Origin of the sequence: Streptomyces sp. MS191 (genome assembly GCF_008042125.1) — a bacterium.
Taxonomy (GTDB): Bacteria; Actinomycetota; Actinomycetes; order Streptomycetales; family Streptomycetaceae; genus Streptomyces.
This window is the reverse complement of sequence record NZ_RDBI01000040.1, coordinates 1,189,034-1,206,351: the sequence shown is the minus strand read 5'-3', so window position 1 is coordinate 1,206,351 and position 17,318 is coordinate 1,189,034. Positions and strand designations below refer to the sequence as shown.

General features: G+C 73.4%; 15 protein-coding genes and 1 pseudogene. 7 read left to right on the top strand and 9 right to left on the bottom strand.

Features of this window, described 5'->3' with window-relative positions:
• Positions 1–389 precede the first annotated feature (389 nt).
• Together EAO71_RS40285 and EAO71_RS12520 are read right to left on the bottom strand one after the other, a co-directional pair.
• A pseudogene (locus tag EAO71_RS40285) lies at positions 390–524 on the bottom strand (IS982 family transposase); the annotation flags it as partial.
• Between the two features lie 37 nt (positions 525–561).
• Positions 562–1,293 carry an SDR family oxidoreductase gene (locus tag EAO71_RS12520; RefSeq protein ID WP_147977793.1) on the bottom strand — a complete coding sequence of 244 codons (732 nt, stop codon included), beginning with the start codon at positions 1,291–1,293 and terminating at the stop codon, positions 562–564.
• Positions 1,294–1,388: 95 nt separating this feature from the next.
• On the opposite strand from EAO71_RS12520, the gene EAO71_RS12515 reads away from it, so the two are divergent.
• A complete protein-coding gene (locus EAO71_RS12515; RefSeq protein ID WP_147977792.1) occupies positions 1,389–2,240 on the top strand; it encodes a LysR family transcriptional regulator in 852 nt (283 codons plus the stop codon).
• A 388-nt stretch (positions 2,241–2,628) separates the two neighbouring features.
• On the opposite strand, the gene EAO71_RS12510 is transcribed toward EAO71_RS12515, so the two are convergent.
• Together EAO71_RS12510 and EAO71_RS12505 are read right to left on the bottom strand one after the other, a co-directional pair.
• On the bottom strand, positions 2,629–3,255 hold the full coding sequence (locus EAO71_RS12510) for a class I SAM-dependent methyltransferase (RefSeq protein WP_147977791.1): 627 nt from the start codon (positions 3,253–3,255) through the stop codon (positions 2,629–2,631).
• Between the two features lie 192 nt (positions 3,256–3,447).
• Complete coding sequence (locus EAO71_RS12505) at positions 3,448–3,855, bottom strand: DUF4259 domain-containing protein (protein WP_147977790.1); 408 nt, start codon at positions 3,853–3,855, stop codon at positions 3,448–3,450.
• Positions 3,856–4,097: 242 nt separating this feature from the next.
• Between EAO71_RS12505 and EAO71_RS12500 the strand changes: the two genes are divergently transcribed.
• The 3 genes from EAO71_RS12500 (at position 4,098) to EAO71_RS12490 (ending at position 9,027) form a co-directional block, all read left to right on the top strand.
• Positions 4,098–6,287: an acyl-CoA dehydrogenase gene (locus EAO71_RS12500; RefSeq protein ID WP_147977789.1), complete on the top strand. Its 2,190-nt coding sequence runs from the start codon at positions 4,098–4,100 to the stop codon at positions 6,285–6,287.
• Between the two features lie 12 nt (positions 6,288–6,299).
• On the top strand, positions 6,300–7,469 hold the full coding sequence (locus EAO71_RS12495; RefSeq protein ID WP_147977788.1) for a lipid-transfer protein: 1,170 nt from the start codon (positions 6,300–6,302) through the stop codon (positions 7,467–7,469).
• A 115-nt stretch (positions 7,470–7,584) separates the two neighbouring features.
• Positions 7,585–9,027 carry an MFS transporter gene (locus EAO71_RS12490; RefSeq protein WP_399758683.1) on the top strand — a complete coding sequence of 481 codons (1,443 nt, stop codon included), beginning with the start codon at positions 7,585–7,587 and terminating at the stop codon, positions 9,025–9,027.
• 72 nt (positions 9,028–9,099) lie between these two features.
• On the opposite strand, the gene EAO71_RS12485 is transcribed toward EAO71_RS12490, so the two are convergent.
• From EAO71_RS12485 to EAO71_RS12470, 4 genes are read right to left on the bottom strand one after another with little or no spacing between them, the layout of a single operon-like run.
• Complete coding sequence (locus tag EAO71_RS12485; RefSeq protein ID WP_147977786.1) at positions 9,100–9,705, bottom strand: response regulator transcription factor; 606 nt, start codon at positions 9,703–9,705, stop codon at positions 9,100–9,102.
• Positions 9,702–10,847, bottom strand: coding sequence for a sensor histidine kinase (locus EAO71_RS12480; RefSeq protein ID WP_147977785.1), 1,146 nt, complete (start codon positions 10,845–10,847; stop codon positions 9,702–9,704). Before EAO71_RS12480 ends, EAO71_RS12485 begins: the two co-directional genes overlap by 4 nt.
• Before the next feature lie 11 nt (positions 10,848–10,858).
• On the bottom strand, positions 10,859–11,578 hold the full coding sequence (locus EAO71_RS12475) for an ABC transporter permease (RefSeq protein ID WP_410093963.1): 720 nt from the start codon (positions 11,576–11,578) through the stop codon (positions 10,859–10,861).
• Positions 11,575–12,483, bottom strand: coding sequence for an ABC transporter ATP-binding protein (locus tag EAO71_RS12470; protein WP_147977784.1), 909 nt, complete (start codon positions 12,481–12,483; stop codon positions 11,575–11,577). The genes EAO71_RS12475 and EAO71_RS12470 overlap by 4 nt, the downstream gene beginning before the upstream one ends.
• Before the next feature lie 292 nt (positions 12,484–12,775).
• On the opposite strand from EAO71_RS12470, the gene EAO71_RS12465 reads away from it, so the two are divergent.
• Genes EAO71_RS12465 through EAO71_RS12455 form a run of 3 tightly spaced genes read left to right on the top strand, consistent with a single transcriptional unit; the run spans position 12,776 to position 15,690 of the window.
• On the top strand, positions 12,776–13,630 hold the full coding sequence (locus EAO71_RS12465) for a MaoC/PaaZ C-terminal domain-containing protein (RefSeq protein WP_147977783.1): 855 nt from the start codon (positions 12,776–12,778) through the stop codon (positions 13,628–13,630).
• Positions 13,631–13,654: 24 nt separating this feature from the next.
• Entirely contained in the window at positions 13,655–14,731 is a 1,077-nt protein-coding gene (locus EAO71_RS12460) for a Zn-dependent alcohol dehydrogenase (RefSeq protein ID WP_147977782.1), read from the top strand.
• A gap of 14 nt (positions 14,732–14,745) precedes the next feature.
• Positions 14,746–15,690: a 3-oxoacyl-ACP reductase gene (locus tag EAO71_RS12455; protein WP_147977781.1), complete on the top strand. Its 945-nt coding sequence runs from the start codon at positions 14,746–14,748 to the stop codon at positions 15,688–15,690.
• Between the two features lie 281 nt (positions 15,691–15,971).
• On the opposite strand, the gene EAO71_RS12450 is transcribed toward EAO71_RS12455, so the two are convergent.
• Positions 15,972–17,075: a hypothetical protein gene (locus EAO71_RS12450; protein ID WP_187282650.1), complete on the bottom strand. Its 1,104-nt coding sequence runs from the start codon at positions 17,073–17,075 to the stop codon at positions 15,972–15,974.
• Between the last annotated feature and the right edge of the window lie 243 nt (positions 17,076–17,318).

The following is a 17,318-nucleotide window of genomic DNA, read 5'->3' as shown; positions in this document are numbered from 1 at the left end:
GGTGCGGGTCTGGGGGCTTGGACTCGGCGTTCCCCGGTTYCTTCMGGTGGTTGGCCGCCCTCMCTCCGAGTGTGGCAGCCGGGTCCGMMCCCTCAAGGGCGCTCCTCGTTCCTCGTCGCGTCGCTGCGCGATGGSCTMCGSCCACCCTTGACCGCCCGGCCCCGGCTGCCTTTTCACACTCGGAGGGCGGCCCGGGGAYGGGGCATCCGCTCCGGGGACCGGAGSRRCCCGGGCGCCGTCGGCGGCCGGCGGGTCTAGGGGTGGCTTCCCGCACCCATTGAATGGGGTGACCCGGCGGCGCTTAGCGTCGATCGGTCGCTCATTGGCGGGGATTCATGCCCCGCTGGTCACTCTCCGGTGGGGCCGAAGCCGAATCCGAAGGTGGCCATCACTCCGCCCGAGGTCCGGCCCTGGTGGTGCTCGAGGTCGAGTTGGGCCTTGAAGGTCCGGGTGACGGACTCGATGACCTGTCGTCATGGCTTGAGCAGAGCGGATCCGCCTCGTGGCGGTGCGCCCTTGTGGGCCGCCGCAGCTGCCGGGGCGGCGATGAGGGCGTGCACATCACCAGGGCACTGCGCCTGCGTCGTCGAAGAACTGTCCGGTGGGGCCGTCGTCGGGAAGGGTCGCGAGTCGGATGGCGATCGCGGCGCCCTGTTCGGGGGTACGCACGCCGCGGAAGCCGTTGAGGTCGGTGGCGACGTAGCCGGGGCAGCCGGTGTTGATCAGGATGTTCGTGCCCCTCAGCTCCCGGGCGTATTGGAGGGTGACGGCGTTCAGGAACGTCTTCGACGGCGCGTACGCCGCCGACACCGGACCTGCCGTCTGCTCGGCGGCGGGTCCTGACTGCCGGGTGAGGGAGCCGACGCTGCTGGACATGTTCACGATCCGCGGTGCGGCGGAGCGGCGCAGCAGCGGCAGCATCGCGTTGGTGACGCGGATGACGCCGATCACGTTGGTGTCCACGACCGTGTGGATGGTGGCGGGGTCGATCCGGGTGGGTTCCTGTGGCATGGCGCCTGCGATGGCGGCGTTGTTGACGAGCACGTCGAGGCGTCCGGCCTCTGCGTCGATCAGCTGTGCGGCGGCGGTCACGCTCGCATCGTCGGTCACGTCCAGCGGTACGGCGAACGCATCGATGCCGGCGGCGCGCAGTTTATCCACCGCGGCGCTTCGGCGCCGGTCGTCGCGTGCGCCGACGCCAATGCTCCAGCCGAGGGTGCCCAGGCCTGCGGCGATCTCGTAGCCGATTCCCTTGTTCGCGCCGGTGACCAGCGCGATCGTCCGTTCAGTCATAGGGACGATGCTGCCTTCGGGCCTCGGCGGGGGTCCAAGACCGATCGGGTGCGCAACGATACCCTCAGGGTATTGATCCGGGATAGCGTGGCCGGATGGAGACCCGGGAACTGCGGTACTTCGTCGCCGTCGCTGAAGAGCTGCACTTCGGGCGGGCCGCGCAGCGGCTCGGGATCGCGCAGCCACCGTTGTCACGGGCGATCCAGCGGCTCGAACGCCGGCTCGGGGCAGTGCTGTTGGATCGGACCAGTCGCACCGTCACGCTGACCGAGGCAGGCTCGGTGCTGTTGGTCGAGGGCCGGGCGGCTCTCGACGCGGTCGAGGCCGCCGAGCGTCGGACCCGCCGCGCCGCCCTTTCCGTGACCGGCAGCCCCGGCCTGGTCCTGGTCACGAAGGCCAGCGCGTCCAGGGAACTGCTGGCGAGACTGCTCGACGCGTACGCCGCCGAACCCGGCGCGGTCCCCGTCGACGTCATCCTGTGCGGTCCGGCCGAGCAGGAACGACTCCTGCGCGAGGGCCGGGCCGACGTGGCGCTGCTGCACCGGCCGTTCGACTCGACGACCGGATTCGACACCGAGGAGCTCAGCACGGAGGGTCAGGTCGCGGTCCTGCCGGCCGGGCATCCGCTGACCGCCCGGGCCCATGTACACATGGCCGACATCATCGGGCTGCCGGGTCTGCCCCTCCCGCGCTGGCCCGACCCCGACGGCACCTACCCGCCGGGCCCCGGCCCCCAGGTTCGCGACCATGCGCAGTTGTTGCAGCTCGTCGCGCTCGGCCGGGCCTGTGCGGTCTCACCGGAGTCGTGCCGAGCCCAACTGCACGGCGACCTCGCCGCCGTGCCGGTACTGGACGCGCCGACAGTCACCACCGTGATCGCCTGGCCACCGCACAGCCGATCCCGCGCCGTCGCCGACCTCATCCGGACTGCGACACGCCTCCAGTAGCCCCGAATGACGCTACGGCGTACATACTCGCGGTAACTCAGCCGCCGAAAAGTGCATTAGCTGGCATATCGGACTCCCGAAGAGCTTAATGTACGCCCTAGCGTCATTCATCAATCGATCCCAGCCCGGCGATGGGGCGGATGGGACCGGTGGGACGGATGCAGCCCGCGCGATCCGCGCGCCCGGTGGCCCATGACCCGCACTCCCGATGCCGGCTGCGGATCAGGCTTCACCCCCACCGGAGAGTGACCAGCGGGGCKTGAATCCCAGCCAGGAATCGAGTGGCACCCGCTAAGCCGCGCCCAGCCGCCCCATTCAACGGCTGCGCTGAACCACCCCCGAACCCGACACGGGCCGACGGCGCTGCGCGCCCCCGAGCCCCCGTTTCTCAGGGCTTGCGGCGGAGGACCCGCAGGGAGTCCGTCACCGAGATCTCCTCGAAGTCGCCCGATTCCAGCGCCCTGCAGTAGATCCGGTACGGGGCCTGGCCGCCGTCCTCCGGGTTCGGGAAGACGTCGTGGATGACGAGGATCCCGCCCGCGGCGACCTTCGGGGCCCAGCCCTTGTAGTCCGCCGTCGCGTGCTCGTCCGTGTGGCCGCCGTCGATGAAGACGAAGCCCAGCGCTCCGGTCCACACCTTCGCGACCTGCGGGGAGCGCCCGACCACCGCGATCACGTGGTCCTCCAGGCCCGCCTTGTGCAGGGTCCGGCGGAACGTCGGCAGGGTGTCCATCAGGCCGACCTCCGGGTCCACGACGGTCTCGTCGTGGTACTCCCACCCCGGCTGCTGCTCCTCGCTGCCCCGGTGGTGGTCCACGGTCAGGACGACCGTCCCCGCCTCCCGGGCCACGTCCGCCAGCAGGATCGTCGAGCGCCCGCAGTAGGAGCCGACCTCGAGGAGCGGCAGCCCGAGCTTCGCCGCCTCGGCGGCGGCCTCGTACAGCGCGAGCCCTTCCTTCACGGGCATGAAGCCCTTCGCGGCCTCGAAGGCGGAGAGAATCTCCGGAGCGGGCATCGGTCCTCCTACTGGCGGGTACAGACGTGCGAGCGCCCATGGTGCCCTACGCGCCGCGGGCGGACCACACCCGCCGTCGCGGTGGGGCCGCCGCCACCTGCGCCGACATCGCCCGGCGTGCCCCGCGCCGCGCCCCCGCGGGCCCTCCCGGCCGCCGCCGGCGCGACCCGGGCCGGAGGGCGGACCGGCGCCCTAGCGCGGCGCCAGGACCTCGCGCAGCCGGACGAGGGTCGCCTTCCACGGCTCTGCCTCGTTCGTCTCGCCCCACAGTTCGAGGAGTTCGGACGGTTCCGTGAGGACCCGGTCCAGGGCCTCGACCGCGAGCGGGCGCAGCTTCACCGGCAGTTCCGGCAGCGCCTCGTCCGGGCCGTAGGCGGTGTGGACGGGGTCGCCGCCCGGGCACTGCGAGGCGACCAGTGCGGCCGCGGCGACGGCCTGCACCGCGACATCGCTGTCCAGGTAGTCCGTGCCCGTCTCGATCACCTCGCCGAGGGTGGCCCGGATGAGTGCGGCGCGCTCGGCCGGGGGTGTGTCGTCCAGGTCGCCCGAGAAGTCGGCGGCGGTGTCGTTGTCGAAGGGGCCGATGTCCCAGGTGCCCATGATGCGTTCACTTCCGATCGCTCGATCGCCGCCGGTCCGACGTGCGTACCGGGATCGTGGCAGCCGCCACTGACAGTGGGGCGGCGGACGGGAGTCGGCGCGGGCGGAGTCGGTCCCGGTGCCGGGGTGGGCTCGGGTGCGGGGTGTCCCGCCGTACGGCCCTCCCGGAGCGCGGCCGGCGTTCGGCATTCGGCGTGTATCTGACCTTCCGTCAGATTGGAACGTGTTCTAGTCTGCCGCGCATGGGCATCGCCATCACGCAGGAACAGCGGGAGTTGGCCGGGTCCGTGCGCGGATGGCTGGCGCGCACCGTGCCTCCCGAGGAGGTGCGCAAGCACCTCGACGTCCCCGACACCGCCACCGGCCGGCCCGCCTACTGGGACGCCGCCGCCGGGCAGGGACTCCTCGGCGTCCACCTGCCCGAGGAGCACGGCGGCGGGGGCGGCGATCTCGTCGACCTGGCCGTCGTCCTGGAGGAGGCCGCGCAGGCGTTGCTGCCCGGGCCCTACCTCCCCACCGTCCTCGCCGCGGAAGTGCTCCGGCACGCCCACGGCACCCCCGCACCGGGCGACGCCGCCGGCCTTCTCGCCGGTCTCGCCGAAGGGTCGCGGATCGGGGCCGTGGCGCTCGGGCCCGGCACCCTCACGGCCGTCGGCACCGCCGACGGGTACCGGCTGGACGGCGTCGCGCCGCCGGTCCTCGGCGGCGGTCAGGCCGACCTGCTCGTCCTCGCCGCCCGCACCGCCGACGGCACCGTCTGGCTGGCCGCCGACGCCCGGCACTTCGCGGTGCGGACCCATGAGAGCGCCGACCCCACCCGGCCGACCGCGGAGGTCGCCGCCGACGGCGTCCACATCCCCGGGGACCGGCTCCTCGCCGTCGACTCCGCCCTCGTGCGGGACCTCGCCGCCGTGCTGTTCGCCGCCGACGCCTGCGGGACTGCCGCGCGGGCGCTGGACACTGCAGCCGCGTACGCCAAGGTGCGCGAACAGTTCGGGCAGCCCATCGGGCGGTTCCAGGGGGTCAAGCACCTCTGCGCCGACATGCTGGTCCGGGTCGAGCAGGCCCGCGCGCTGACCTGGGACGCGGCCCGGGCGGCCGGTTCCGGTCCCGCCGAGCCGCGGTCCCTGACGGCCGCCCTCGCCGCCGCCACCGCCCTCGACGCCGCCTACACCTGCGCCAAGGACTGCATCCAGATCCTCGGCGGCATCGGCTTCACCTGGGAGCACGACGCCCACCTCCAGCTGCGCCGGGCCCTCGTCGCCCGCCAGCTGCTGGGCGGCGGTGACGGCCACCGCTCCCGGGCCGCACGTCTCGCCGCCGACGGTGCCCGGCGCGAGCTGCGCCTCGAACTGCCCCCGGAGGCCGACGACTTCCGCGCCGCCGCCCGCGAGGCACTCGCCGTCGCCGTCGGTCTCGACCCGCGTGCCGCGCGCCGCGCCCTCGCCCCCACCGGCTACGCCGCCCCGCACCTGCCGGCGCCGTACGGACTCGACGCCGGACCGCTGCGGCAGCTCGCCGTGCAGCGGGAACTGGACGCGGCGGGCGTCACCCTCGCGGGGCTCGGCATCGCCACCTGGGTCGTCCCCTCCCTGCTCGCCTACGGGACCCCGGAGCAGCAGGCCCGCCACCTCGGCCCCACCCTGAGCGGGGACCGGCTGTGGTGTCAGCTGTTCTCCGAGCCGGGCGCCGGCTCCGACCTGGCCGCCTTGCGGACCCGGGCCGAACGGACCGAGGACGGCCGCTGGCGGATCAACGGGCAGAAGGTGTGGACGAGCGCGGCGCAGTGGGCCGACCACGGCATCCTGCTCGCCCGCACCGACCCGGACGCGCCCAAGCACCGGGGGCTCACGTACTTCCTCGTCGACATGAGGAACACGCCCGGGATCGACATCCGGCCGCTCAAGGAGATCACCGGGGACTCCCTCTTCAACGAGGTGTACTTCGACGACGCGCTGCTGCCCGCCGACGCCGTCGTGGGCGACGTGGACGACGGCTGGCGCGTCGCCCGCAACACCCTCGGAAACGAACGCGTCCACATGGCCGACCAGGTCGCCTTCGACTCCGGCCTCGAAGCGCTGATCGAGCGGGCGGACGGAGCCGGCGACTCCGTACGCGTACGGATCGGCGCGCTCGCGGCCGAGGCGCACGCGCTCGCCTGCATCGGGCTGCGTACCACGATGCTCCAGGTATCGGGCCTGGAGCCGGGCGCCGGAGCCAGCGTCCGCAAGCTCGTCCAGACCGTCCACCAGCAGAAGGTCGCCGAGCTCACGCTCGAACTGCTCGGGCCGGAGGGCGCCGTGCGCGAGGGGGCGGGGGAGCGGGCCGTGCACGGGCTGCTGATGTCCCGCTGTCTGACGATCGCGGGCGGCACCACACAGGTTCAGCTCAATGTCGTCGCCGAGCGGCTGCTCGGCCTGCCGCGGGACTGAGGGGATCGGAAGATGGGGAAGGCGTACATCGTCGGCATCGGGATGACGAAGTTCGAGAAGCCGGAGACGCGCGACTGGCAGTACTGGGACATGGCGAGGGAGGCGGGGACGGCGGCGCTCGCCGACGCGGGCGTGGACTACGCGCGGGTGGAGCAGGTGCCGGTCGGCTACTGCTTCCAGGCGTCGACGGCCGGGCAGCGCGCCGCCTACGAGCTCGGGCTGACCGGCGTGCCCGTCTACAACGTCAACAACAACTGCGCGACGGCGTCGACGGCGCTGATGATGGCCCGCCAGTTCGTCGAGGGCGGGGTCGCCGACTGCGTCCTCGCGCTCGGCTTCGAGAAGATGACCCGCGGCGCGCTCGGCGGCGGATCGGGCGCCGGCGACTTCAGCACCTCGCCGGTCGCCCGCCACTACGGGATCATGGCCGCCGGCCACGGCTTCGAGATGTCCCCGCCGACCGCGCAGATCTTCGGCAACGCGGCCCGTGAGCACATGGAGCGGTACGGGACGACGGAGGTCCAGCTGGCGGCCGTCGGCGCCAAGAACCACCGGCATTCGGCGAACAACCCCTACGCCCAGTTCCAGGACGTGTACTCGGTCGAGGAGATCCTCGCCGCCAAGACCATCCATCGGCCGCTGACCAGGCTGCAGTGCTCGCCGACGTCGGACGGTTCGGCGGCCGCGGTCGTCGTCTCGGAGCGGTTCGTCGTGGAGCACGGCCTGCACGACAGGGCGGTGGAGATCGTGGCCCAGTCGATGACGACGGACACCGAGGAGTCCTTCGCCTCCGGGTCGTGCATCGACGCGGTCGGCCTGCCGATGTCCCGGGCCGCGGCCCGGCAGGTGTACGAGCGGTCGGGCCTCGGCATCGAGGACGTCGACGTCGTCGAGCTCCACGACTGCTTCTCCGTCAACGAGCTGCTGACGTACGAGGCCCTCGGGATGTGCGAGGAGGGGGCGTCGGGGAAGCTCGTGGAGTCCGGCGCGACGACGTACGGAGGGCGATGGGTGGTGAACCCGTCGGGCGGGCTCATCTCCAAGGGGCATCCGCTGGGCGCCACCGGGCTGGCGCAGGCCGCCGAACTGGTCTGGCAGCTGCGGGGTGAGGCGGGGGTGGGGCTCGCGCACAACATCGGCCTCGGCGGCGCGGCGGTGGTGACCCTGCTGCGCCGCTCCTAGGTCCTGTCCGGGCGGACGGGGCCCAGGGGGTGGGCAGGACCTACGTCCGCGGTCCCGGGCCCGTACATCGATTTCCTGATGTACGGGCCACGGAGGCTCTGCGACCATGACCCGCATGGTCCACACCGAGTCAGCCGCGGAGCAGTCCGCGCACGTACGCCCCGCCCCGCGCGCCTGGCTGGTGGTGCTCGCCGCCTGTGCCGGGCAGTTCCTCGTCGTCCTCGACGTGTCCGTGGTGAACGTCGCGCTGCCCTCGATGCGGGCCGATCTCGGTCTGTCGGCCACCGGGCTGCAGTGGGTGCTCAGCGCGTACTCGATCGCCTTCGCCGGCTTCATGCTGCTGGGCGGTCGCGCGGCCGACCTGTTCGGCCGGAAGCGGATGTTCCTGCTGGGCCTCGGGCTCTTCACCGCGGCGTCCGTGGCGGGCGGCCTGGCGCAGGAAGGGTGGCAACTCGTCGCGGGCCGTGCCGTGCAGGGGCTGGGGGCCGCGGTCCTGGCGCCCGCGACGCTCACCATCGTGACGGCCGCCGTCCCCGAGGGCTCCGCCCGGACCCGTGCCATCGGGACCTGGACGGCGGTCGGCGCGGCCGGGGGCGCGGCGGGTGGCTTCGTCGGCGGTGTGCTGGTGGACCTGCTGTCGTGGCGCTGGGTCCTGCTGATCAACGTCCCGGTCGGGGTGCTCGTCCTCGCCGGCGCCGCGCTGTGGCTGCGCGAGAGCCGGACCGCGGCGGGCCGGCGGCTCGACCTGCCGGGTGCGGTGCTGGTCACCGGTGGTCTGGCGGCCGTCGCCTACGGCATCGTGCAGACGGAGGAGGCCGGCTGGGGCTCCCGTTCGACGCTGGTGCCGCTGCTCGGGGGCCTGGCGCTGCTGGCCGTCTTCGTCGTGGTCGAGGCCCGTACGGCGGTGCCGCTGATGCCGCTGCGGCTGTTCCGTTCGCGGGCGGTCTCGGCGGCCAACGTGGCGATCCTGCTGTGCGGTTCCACGTCGTTCTCGATGTGGTTCTTCATGACGGTGTACGCGCAGAACGTTCTCGGTTACACGCCGCTGGAGGCCGGGCTCGCCCTGGTGCCGAGCTCGGTCAGCGTCATACTCGGCTCGAAGCTGGCGCCCCGCCTGATGCCGGCCACCGGCGCCCGGGCCCTCGCGGTCATCGGTGCCGTCGTGGCCGCGGCGGGCTTCGCCTGGCAGTCCACGATGACCGCCGACGGCACCTTCCTGGGGATCATCCTGGGTCCCGGCATCCTGATGATGGCGGGGATGGGGCTGCTGACCACGCCGCTCGCCACGCTCGCCACGTCGAGCGCGCCGCCCGGCGAGGCGGGGCTGGTCTCGGGGCTGGTCAACACCTCCCGCACGATGGGCGGCGCGCTGGGCCTTGCGGTCCTCTCCACCGTCGCCGCGTCCCGCACCGGCGGTGCCGCCGACCCGCGGGCCCTGACGGAGGGCTACGCCCTGGCCTTCCGCACGGCGACGGGGGTGCTGCTGGCGGGCGCGCTGCTGATGCTGCTGTGGCTGCCGAAGCGGCGGCGCGCGGTGGCCCCCGAGCCCGCGGTCTGAGGGGCGGGACCTCCCGGCCGCCTGCGGGACGCCCGGACAGGACCTGGCGGCGCGGCCCGCGAACTCCCGGTGCTACAGCCAGCCCTGCTGTCGTGCCGCCCGGACCGCCTCCATGCGGTTGCGCGTGCCCGTCTTGCCGATCGCCGAGGAGAGGTAGTTGCGGACCGTCGACTCCGAGAGGTGGAGCGTGGCCGCGATGTCGGCGATGGTCGCGCCGTCGACGGACGCGCCGAGAGCGTCCCGTTCGCGGGCGGTCAGCGGGTTCGGGCCCGCGCCGAGGGCCGCGGCGGCGAGGGCCGGGTCGATGACGGTCTCGCCGCGCAGGACCCGGCGGATCGCCTCCGCGAGCTCCTCCACCGGACCGTCCTTGACCAGGAAGCCCGCCGCGCCGGCCTCCATCGCCCGGCGCAGGTAGCCGGGCCGGCCGAAGGTGGTGAGGATCAGGACCCGGCAGTCGGGGGCCTGGTCACGCAGGTCGGCCGCGGCGTCCAGGCCCGAGCGGCCCGGGAGTTCGATGTCCAGCAGGGCCACCTCGGGGCGGCCGACCAGGGCCGCGTCCACGATCTCGTCGCCGCGGCCGACCTGGGCCACGACCTCGATGTCGGGTTCCATGCCGAGCAGCAGCGCCAGGGCGCCCCGCATCATGCCCTGGTCCTCGGCGAGGAGAACTCTGATCATTCGGTCGGCTCCAGCTCCGTCGACACCAGGGCCTCCACGGGCAGTTCCGCGGTGACCCGGAACCCGCCGCGCGGCGCGGGTCCCGACTCCAGGGTGCCGCCTGCGGAGGCGACGCGCTCGCGCAGACCCGTGAGTCCGCTGCCTGCGGCGCTCCCGTCGGCACCGCGGCCGTTGTCCGTGACCGTCAGCCGGACCCGCTCGGGGGTGCCGCCGACCTCGATCTCGCAGCGGGTCGCGCGGCTGTGCCGAACGGCGTTCGTGGCCGACTCCCGGACGACCCAGCTGAGCAGCGCCTCGGTCGGGGGTTCCAGCGGCGGGCCCGACTGCCGGACCACCGGCTCGATCCCGGCCGAGGACAGGGCGTCCCGGGCCCGGTCGAGTTCGGTGGCGAGACTGCCCTCCCGGTAGCCGGTGACGGCCTCGCGGATCTCGGTGAGGGCCTGGCGGCCCACGGACTCGATGTCGGACACCTGGGCCAGGGCCGCGTCGATGTCGCGCGGGGCGAGCCGCCGGGCGGCCTCCGACTTCACCACGATGACGGACAGGGTGTGCCCGAGCAGGTCGTGCAGGTCGCGGGAGAACCGCAGCCGTTCCTTCTCCACCGCGGTGCGCGCCAACTCCTCCTTGGTGCGGCGGAGTTCCTTGACGGTCTCGGAGAGGGTGAGGACCGCGGAGGTGACCATGGCGGAGATGAAGGTGCCGTACGCGACGTTGATCGCGCCCCAGCCGTCCCGGTAGCCGGCGACGGCGCCGGCCACGACGCACAGGGGGAGGACGACCTGGGCCAGCCGCCGGCCGCGCAGGACCGAGCCGGCCGCGAGGCCGAGCAGCGGGAAGTAGAGCAGCCAGGGGCCGCCGTACGCGAGGGCCAGGAAGAGGGTGACCGCCGTCATGGTGCCGAGCAGCCACCAGGTGGCCGGCGCCTCCCGGCTGCGCCGGTGGAAGGCGCGGAAGACGACGGAGATGTAGAGGGAGTTGAAGAGCAGGACGCCGATCCCGCCGATCCAGGGGTTGGGCGTCTCGCCGTGGAGGAGGTTGGAGACCGCGCCCATGCCCATCAAGAGCCAGGGCAGCAGGGCGAAGCCGTTCGGCGGCCCCATCTCCTCCGCGGTGCGCTCGCGTCGCTTCCTCGTGCCCTTCATGGCCGCTCCCCTCACGCCGTCCTGCCGGCACGACGGTACGAGACCACGGCGTACGCGCCGAACACCAGCGCCCAGCAGGCGATCACGGTGAGGCCGGCGACGCCGGGCGCGCCGCCCTCGGTCATGGCCCGGCCCAGCTCGGCGAACCGGTTGGTCGGGGTGTACGAGGACAGGGCGCGCAGCCAGGACGGGAAGAGTTCGACCGGGAACCACAGGCCGCCGACGACCGCGAGCCCGAGATTGCAGGCGACGTTGACGACGCCGGTGGTCTGCGCGGACAGCCGGTAGCCGTTGCCGATGCCGAGGAGGGTGAAGGGGAGTGCGCCGAGCCACAGGGCGAGGGCGACGGCCGCCCACTGCCAGGCGGCCATCCGGACGCCGTTGACGAGCGCACCGGCGAGCAGGACGGAGGCGATGGAGGGGAGCACGATCACGGAGCCGGTCAGGGCGCGTCCGGTGACGACCTGGCGCGGGGTCATCGGGGTGATCCGCAGCTGGCGCAGCCAGCCGATCGACTTGTCCTCGGCGACGCCGGTGCCGACGGAGAGGGCGGCGCCGAGCGCTCCGTACGCGGCCATGCCGACCATGGAGGCGGTTTTCCAGGCGGGCTCGTCGGTGCCGAGGTTGGTGAAGAGCAGGTACATCAGGACCGGCATACCCACCCCGAAGATCACGAAGCCGGTGTCGCGCAGGGTGCGGCGGACCTCGAGCCGTACGTACTCGGTGATCATCGGGCGTTCTCCAGGGTCGGCCGGGCGAGGGTCAGGGTGAGGAAGGCGTCGTCGAGGGAGACGGGGGCGACTTCGAGGCCGCGGACCATGTCGCGCGCGGCGAGGGCGAGGACGGTGGCGTCGGAGTCCTCCGTCCGCAGCCGGGCGCGGTCGCCGCGGATCTCCACGGAGGTGACGCCGGGCAGGAGGGTGAGGCCCTCGGAGGAACGGCCGGCCAGGTCGAAGGAGACGAGGTTGCCGCCGGCCGCGCGCTTGAGCTGCTCGCTCGTGCCGTCGGCGACGACGCGGCCGGAGTCGATGACGACGATCCGGTCGGCGTGGGCGTCGGCCTCCTCCAGGTAGTGGGTGGAGAACAGGACCGTGTTGCCGCGCCGCGCGTAGCCGCGCATGGAGTCCCAGAAGGCGTGGCGGGCCTCGACGTCGAGGGCGGCGGTGGGCTCGTCCAGGACGATCAGTCCGGGGCTGCCGGCGAGGGCGACGGCGAAGCGGACGCGCTGGATCTGGCCGCCGGAGAGGCGGTCGACGCGGCGGCCGGCCAGCTGGGTGACGCCGGCCAGTTCCAGGGCCTCGGCGACGGGCAGCGGCGCGGGGTAGGTGCGGGCGACGAAGGCGACCAGCTCGCGGACGGTGACGCGGGGGACCGGGCGGCCCTCCTGGAGCATCGCGCCGACCCGGCCGGCCCGCACGGCGCGGGCGGGGGCCTCGCCGAAGAGCCTGACGCGGCCGCTGTCGGGCTCGTCGAGGCCGAGCAGCAGGCCGATGGTGGTGGACTTCCCGGCGCCGTTGCGGCCCAGCAGGGCGACGGTCTCGCCGCGGCGGATGCCGAGGTCGACGCCGTCGACGGCGCGGACCCGGCCGAAGGTCTTGTGGACGCCCTCGAAGGCGACCGCGGGCTCGTTCTTCATGTCCACGACGCTACGGAGCGGGGCGGGCGCGGCGGCAGGCGTGAATGTACGGACCCGGCGGTGACAAATGTCCCGGGTCCCCTCCCCGGCACCACATCTGACATGCCGTCAGGAGGGTTCACAACTCCTGGCGGCTCGGCTATACATGAGGATCACCGACCTAGAACGCGTTCTAGAACGGCGCGTACGGGGCGGTCCCGCACGGCCTCGGTGCGGCCGACGGTGCGGACGGTCGCACCGAGGTCCTTCCCTCTTCACGGATCCCCACGGATCTCCAAGGAGCAGCATCCCGATGCCCATTGATGCCGCCAAGGCCGTCGCCGCCGAGCCCCGCAGTGCCGAGATCCGCTGGGACCACAAGGACGTCCAGCTCTACCACCTCGGTCTCGGTGCCGGCACGCCCGCCACGGACCCCGACGAGCTCCGCTACACCCTGGAGTCCCGGCTCCACGTGCTGCCCAGCTTCGCCACCGTCGCCGGCGCCGGCATGGGCGTGGTCGGCGGCCTCTCCGCCCCCGGCGTCGAGGTGAACCTGGCCGCGGTCCTGCACGGCGGCCAGAGCATCACCCTGCACCGCCCGATCCCCGTCGCGGGCCGGGCCGTCACCACCTCCCGCGTCGCCGCCGTCCACGACAAGGGCAAGGCCGCCGTCCTCGTCCTGCGCTCCGAGACCGCCGACGACGACGGCCCGCTGTGGACCAGCGACGCCCAGATCTTCGTCCGGGGCGAGGGCGGCTGGGGCGGCGACCGCGGCCCCTCCGAGCGCCTCGAGACGCCCGCCCGCGAGCCGGACAGGACCGTCGAGCGGCCCGTCCGCGAGGACCAGGCGCTGCTCTACCGGCTCTCCGGGGACTGGAACCCGCTGCACGCCGACCCCGAGTTCGCCAAGCTGGCCGGCTTCGACCGGCCGATCCTGCACGGCCTCTGCTCGTACGGCATGACCCTCAAGGCGGTGGTGGACACCCTGCTCGGCGGCGACGTCGCCCGGGTCCGCTCGTACCGCACGCGCTTCGCCGGGGTCGTCTTCCCGGGCGAGACCCTGCGCATCCGGATGTGGGCCGGGGACGGCCGCGTCCAGGTGACGGTGACGGCCGTGGAGCGCGACGACGCCCCGGTCCTCGCCGACACCCTCGTCGAACACTCGTAGATCCATCCCGGAGGGAGCCGCACCATGCGCGCAGCCGTACTGCACGAGATCGGCCAGGACAAACTCGAAGTGCACGACGACGTCGAGGCCGTGGGCTTCGGCCCCGGCAAGGTGAGGATCCGCGTCCGGGCGACCGGACTGTGCCACTCCGACGTCTCCGCCATGAGCGGTGTGCTGCCGCAGCCCGCGCCTTTCGTCCCCGGTCACGAGGGCGCGGGTGAGATCGTCGACCTCGGCGACGGCGTCACCGGGCTGAGCGAGGGGCAGCGGGTGCTGCTGTGCTGGCTGCCCGCCTGCGGAGTCTGTCCGGCCTGCAAGCGCGGCCAGACGCAGCTGTGCCTGGCCGGCTTCATGAACGCGGGCACGCCCAACTTCAAGCGGCCCGGCGGGGACGTCTTCGGCTTCGCCGGCACCGGCACCTTCGCCGAGGAGGTCGTCGTCGACGCGGGCTGCGCCGTCCCGATCCCCGACGACGTGCCCTTCGACATCGCGGCGCTGATCGGCTGCGGCGTGACGACCGGTCTCGGCGCGGCGATCAACACCGCCAAGGTGGAGGCCGGTTCGTCGGTCGCCGTCATCGGCTGCGGCGGTGTCGGCATCTCCGCCATCCAGGGCGCCAAGCTCCAGGGGGCCGCCCAGATCGTCGCCGTGGACCCGGTCGAGTCCCGGCGCGAGGCCGCCCTGCGGTTCGGGGCGACGGAGGCGGTGGCGCCCGACGCGCTCGGCGACGCCAAGCAGCGGATCACGGCGGGCGAGGGCTTCGACTACGTCTTCGAGGTCGTCGGGAAGTCCGCCACCGCCCGGACCGCCTACGAGACGACCCGGCGCGGCGGCACCCTGTGCGTGGTCGGCGCGGGCGCGCTCGACGACCACCTCCAGCTCAGCATGTTCGAGCTCTTCTTCGACGAGAAGCGGATCCTGCCGTCCATGTACGGCGGCGGCGACGTGCTGCGTTCGTACGAGCGGGCCATCGCGCTGTGGCGCGCGGGCCGGATCGACCTGGAGTCGCTGATCACCCACCGGGTCCCGCTGTCGGGGATCAACGAGGCGCTGGAGCAGATGCGTACGGGCGTGGCGCTGCGCACCTGCATCGAGATCTGAGAGGACACCGCGAGATGGCACTCCCTCTGGAGGGGTTGAGCGCGATCGTCACCGGCGCGGGCCGGGGCCTCGGCCGGGCCGAGGCGCTTGAGCTGGCACGGCTGGGCGCGGCGGTCGTCGTGAACGACTACGGCCGGCCGGGGCGCGACGGCTCCGGCGCGGCCTCGGCGGCGCCGGCCGAAGGGGTCGCCGAGGAGATCCGCGCGGCCGGTGGCCGGGCGGTCGCGCACCTGGGCGACGTGGCCGACTTCGGCACCGCGCGGGAGCTGGTCGACCTGGCGGTGGAGACCTTCGGGAAGCTGGACGTCCTGGTCAACAACGCGGGGATCCTGCGGGACCGGATGGTCTTCTCGATGAGCGAGGACGAGTGGGACTCGGTCGTCCGGGTGCATCTGAAGGGGCACTTCAACACCACGCACTTCGCGGCGGCGCACTGGCGCGGACGGGCGAAGGCGGGGGAGTCCGGGGTCTACGGCCGGATCGTCAACACGTCGTCGGAGGCGTTCCTGGCCGGCTCGGCGGGCCAGCCGAACTACGCGGCGGCCAAGGGCGGGATCGTGGGCCTGACGACCTCGACGGCCCTGGCGCTGGCGAAGTACGGGGTGACGGCGAACGCGATCTGCCCGCGGGCCCGGACGCGGATGACGGAGGACGTCTTCGCGGGCTTCGCGGAGCCGACCGCCGAAGGGGAGCTGGATCCGCTGTCGCCGGAGCACGTGGCGCCGCTGGTGGGGTATCTGGCGTCGCCCGCGGCGGCGGCGGTCAACGGGCAGCTGCTGGTCGTCCACGGCGGGATGGTGGCGATCGTGGACCGGCCGAGGGTGGCGGCGAAGTTCGACACGGCGAAGGACGTCTTCACCTACGAGGAGCTGGACGGTCTGCTGTCCCCGCACTACGCGGGGAGGCCGGCGGGGGAGACCTTCGCGGCGGCGGAGGTGCTGGGCCTCAGGAAGGGCTGAGCCCGCTCGGCGGGGGACCGGGACGGGCGGGGCGGCGGTGTCGCGGACACCGGTCGCGGCGGAGAGAGGACGGGCCCCGGGGGASTCCCCCGGGGCCCGTTCGCTCAGTGCGCTTCCGGTTCGCGGCGATGGCGGCCGTGCGGCGAGGACGTGGTGTCCTCCGCGGGCGCCGAGGGTCCGCGGTGCTTGCCGGACCCGTTCGACTCCGATCCGTCCGTGCTTGCTTGCGACATGCTGGAACTCACCCCGTAGTGATCTCTGTTGCTGTGCGACCCGTGAGTCTAACCAGCGGCTTTGGCGTCCGTGAGGGGTGCCTGCTGCAGGGGAACCGGCCGGCAGACCCGGGGTTCGAGCGCGGTCGGTTCCGGTTCGCACGGCACCTCCAGGTCGGTGAGGCCGCAGGGTGCTTCCGCCGTCGTGTACGGCAGCCGCAGGACGCCCTCGGGCGTCCACAGTCCCGCCCCGGCGAGCCATCCCCGAGGCGCCGCCGCCTGGTGCATCCGGCGCCCCGACGGCCGCCACATCCCGACCCAGCTGCCGGTCGCCGCGTCGATCCGCAGCGCGACCCCGCAGCTCTCCGGCAGCAGCACCTGACCCGGCTGCACCGCGAACGGGGTGACCGCGGCGTCGTCGAGGCGCAGGCAGTCCGGGAACCGGACCGGCAGCAGGCTGCCGAGGACGCCCCAGCCGAGCCGGTCGTGCCCCGGGGACGGCGCGTCGGAGCGGAGCAGCAGCAGTCCGCTGTCCGGGTCGGCCATCAGCAGCCGGTCGTCGCTCTCCTCGGTGATCTGGAGGAGCGGTGTCACCTCACCGCCCCGTTCGAGGTCGACCGCCACCGCCTTCACGGGGCCGTCGTCCAGGCGGCGGTCCAGGGCCAGCATCCGCCCGGTGCGGTCCAGCCACACCCCGCCCGTGCAGCGGCCCTTGATCTCGGCGACCTGCTCCGGCCCGAACGCGCCGCCCGCCACCAGCCACAGCGTCGTCGCGTCGGGGCCGGCGCACAGGGCGTAGGCGCAGATGCCGTCGGGCGAGGGCGGCAGCAGGGTCAGCTCCTCGGCCTCCACCGCGCCCAGGGTCAGTTCGCCCGTCCCGGGGCCCGTCGGGTACAGCAGCGAGAACGTGTGACGGTTCCCGTCCACCCGGCGCGCGGCGAGCACCCGTCCGTCCGCCAGCGGCAGCAGCCGGGTCGTGGGGTCCTCGGGCTGGTCCAGCGGCAGCGGGACGGCGTACGGCTCCGGGCCGTCGAGCGTCCACCGCTCCGCGTACAGGGCGTCCCCGGCGCCCGCGAGCCGTGCCGCGTACGCCCCGTTCGCCGTGATGATGATCTCTGTCGGCCGTACCGCGCCGTTGTCCTCCGCCGCGGTCTCGATGGCACAGGCTGTCATCGACTCGTCACCTCCGGCCACCGAAGCTAGTTTTCGCACTTCCAGCCGAACAACACGAGCTCCGGCAATTCACACATTGGGATGGCGGCGGAACCGCGACGGCGGAAGGGACGGGGAGCGAGCGCCGTACGAGGACGGGCGCGGTGGTTCGCGAACGGTGCGGGAGAGGCCCCCGGGCCCGGAGCATCAGGCTCCACTTAGGGTCGCCTTGGCTCACGCCCCCCTTGCCCCTTCAGCACAACC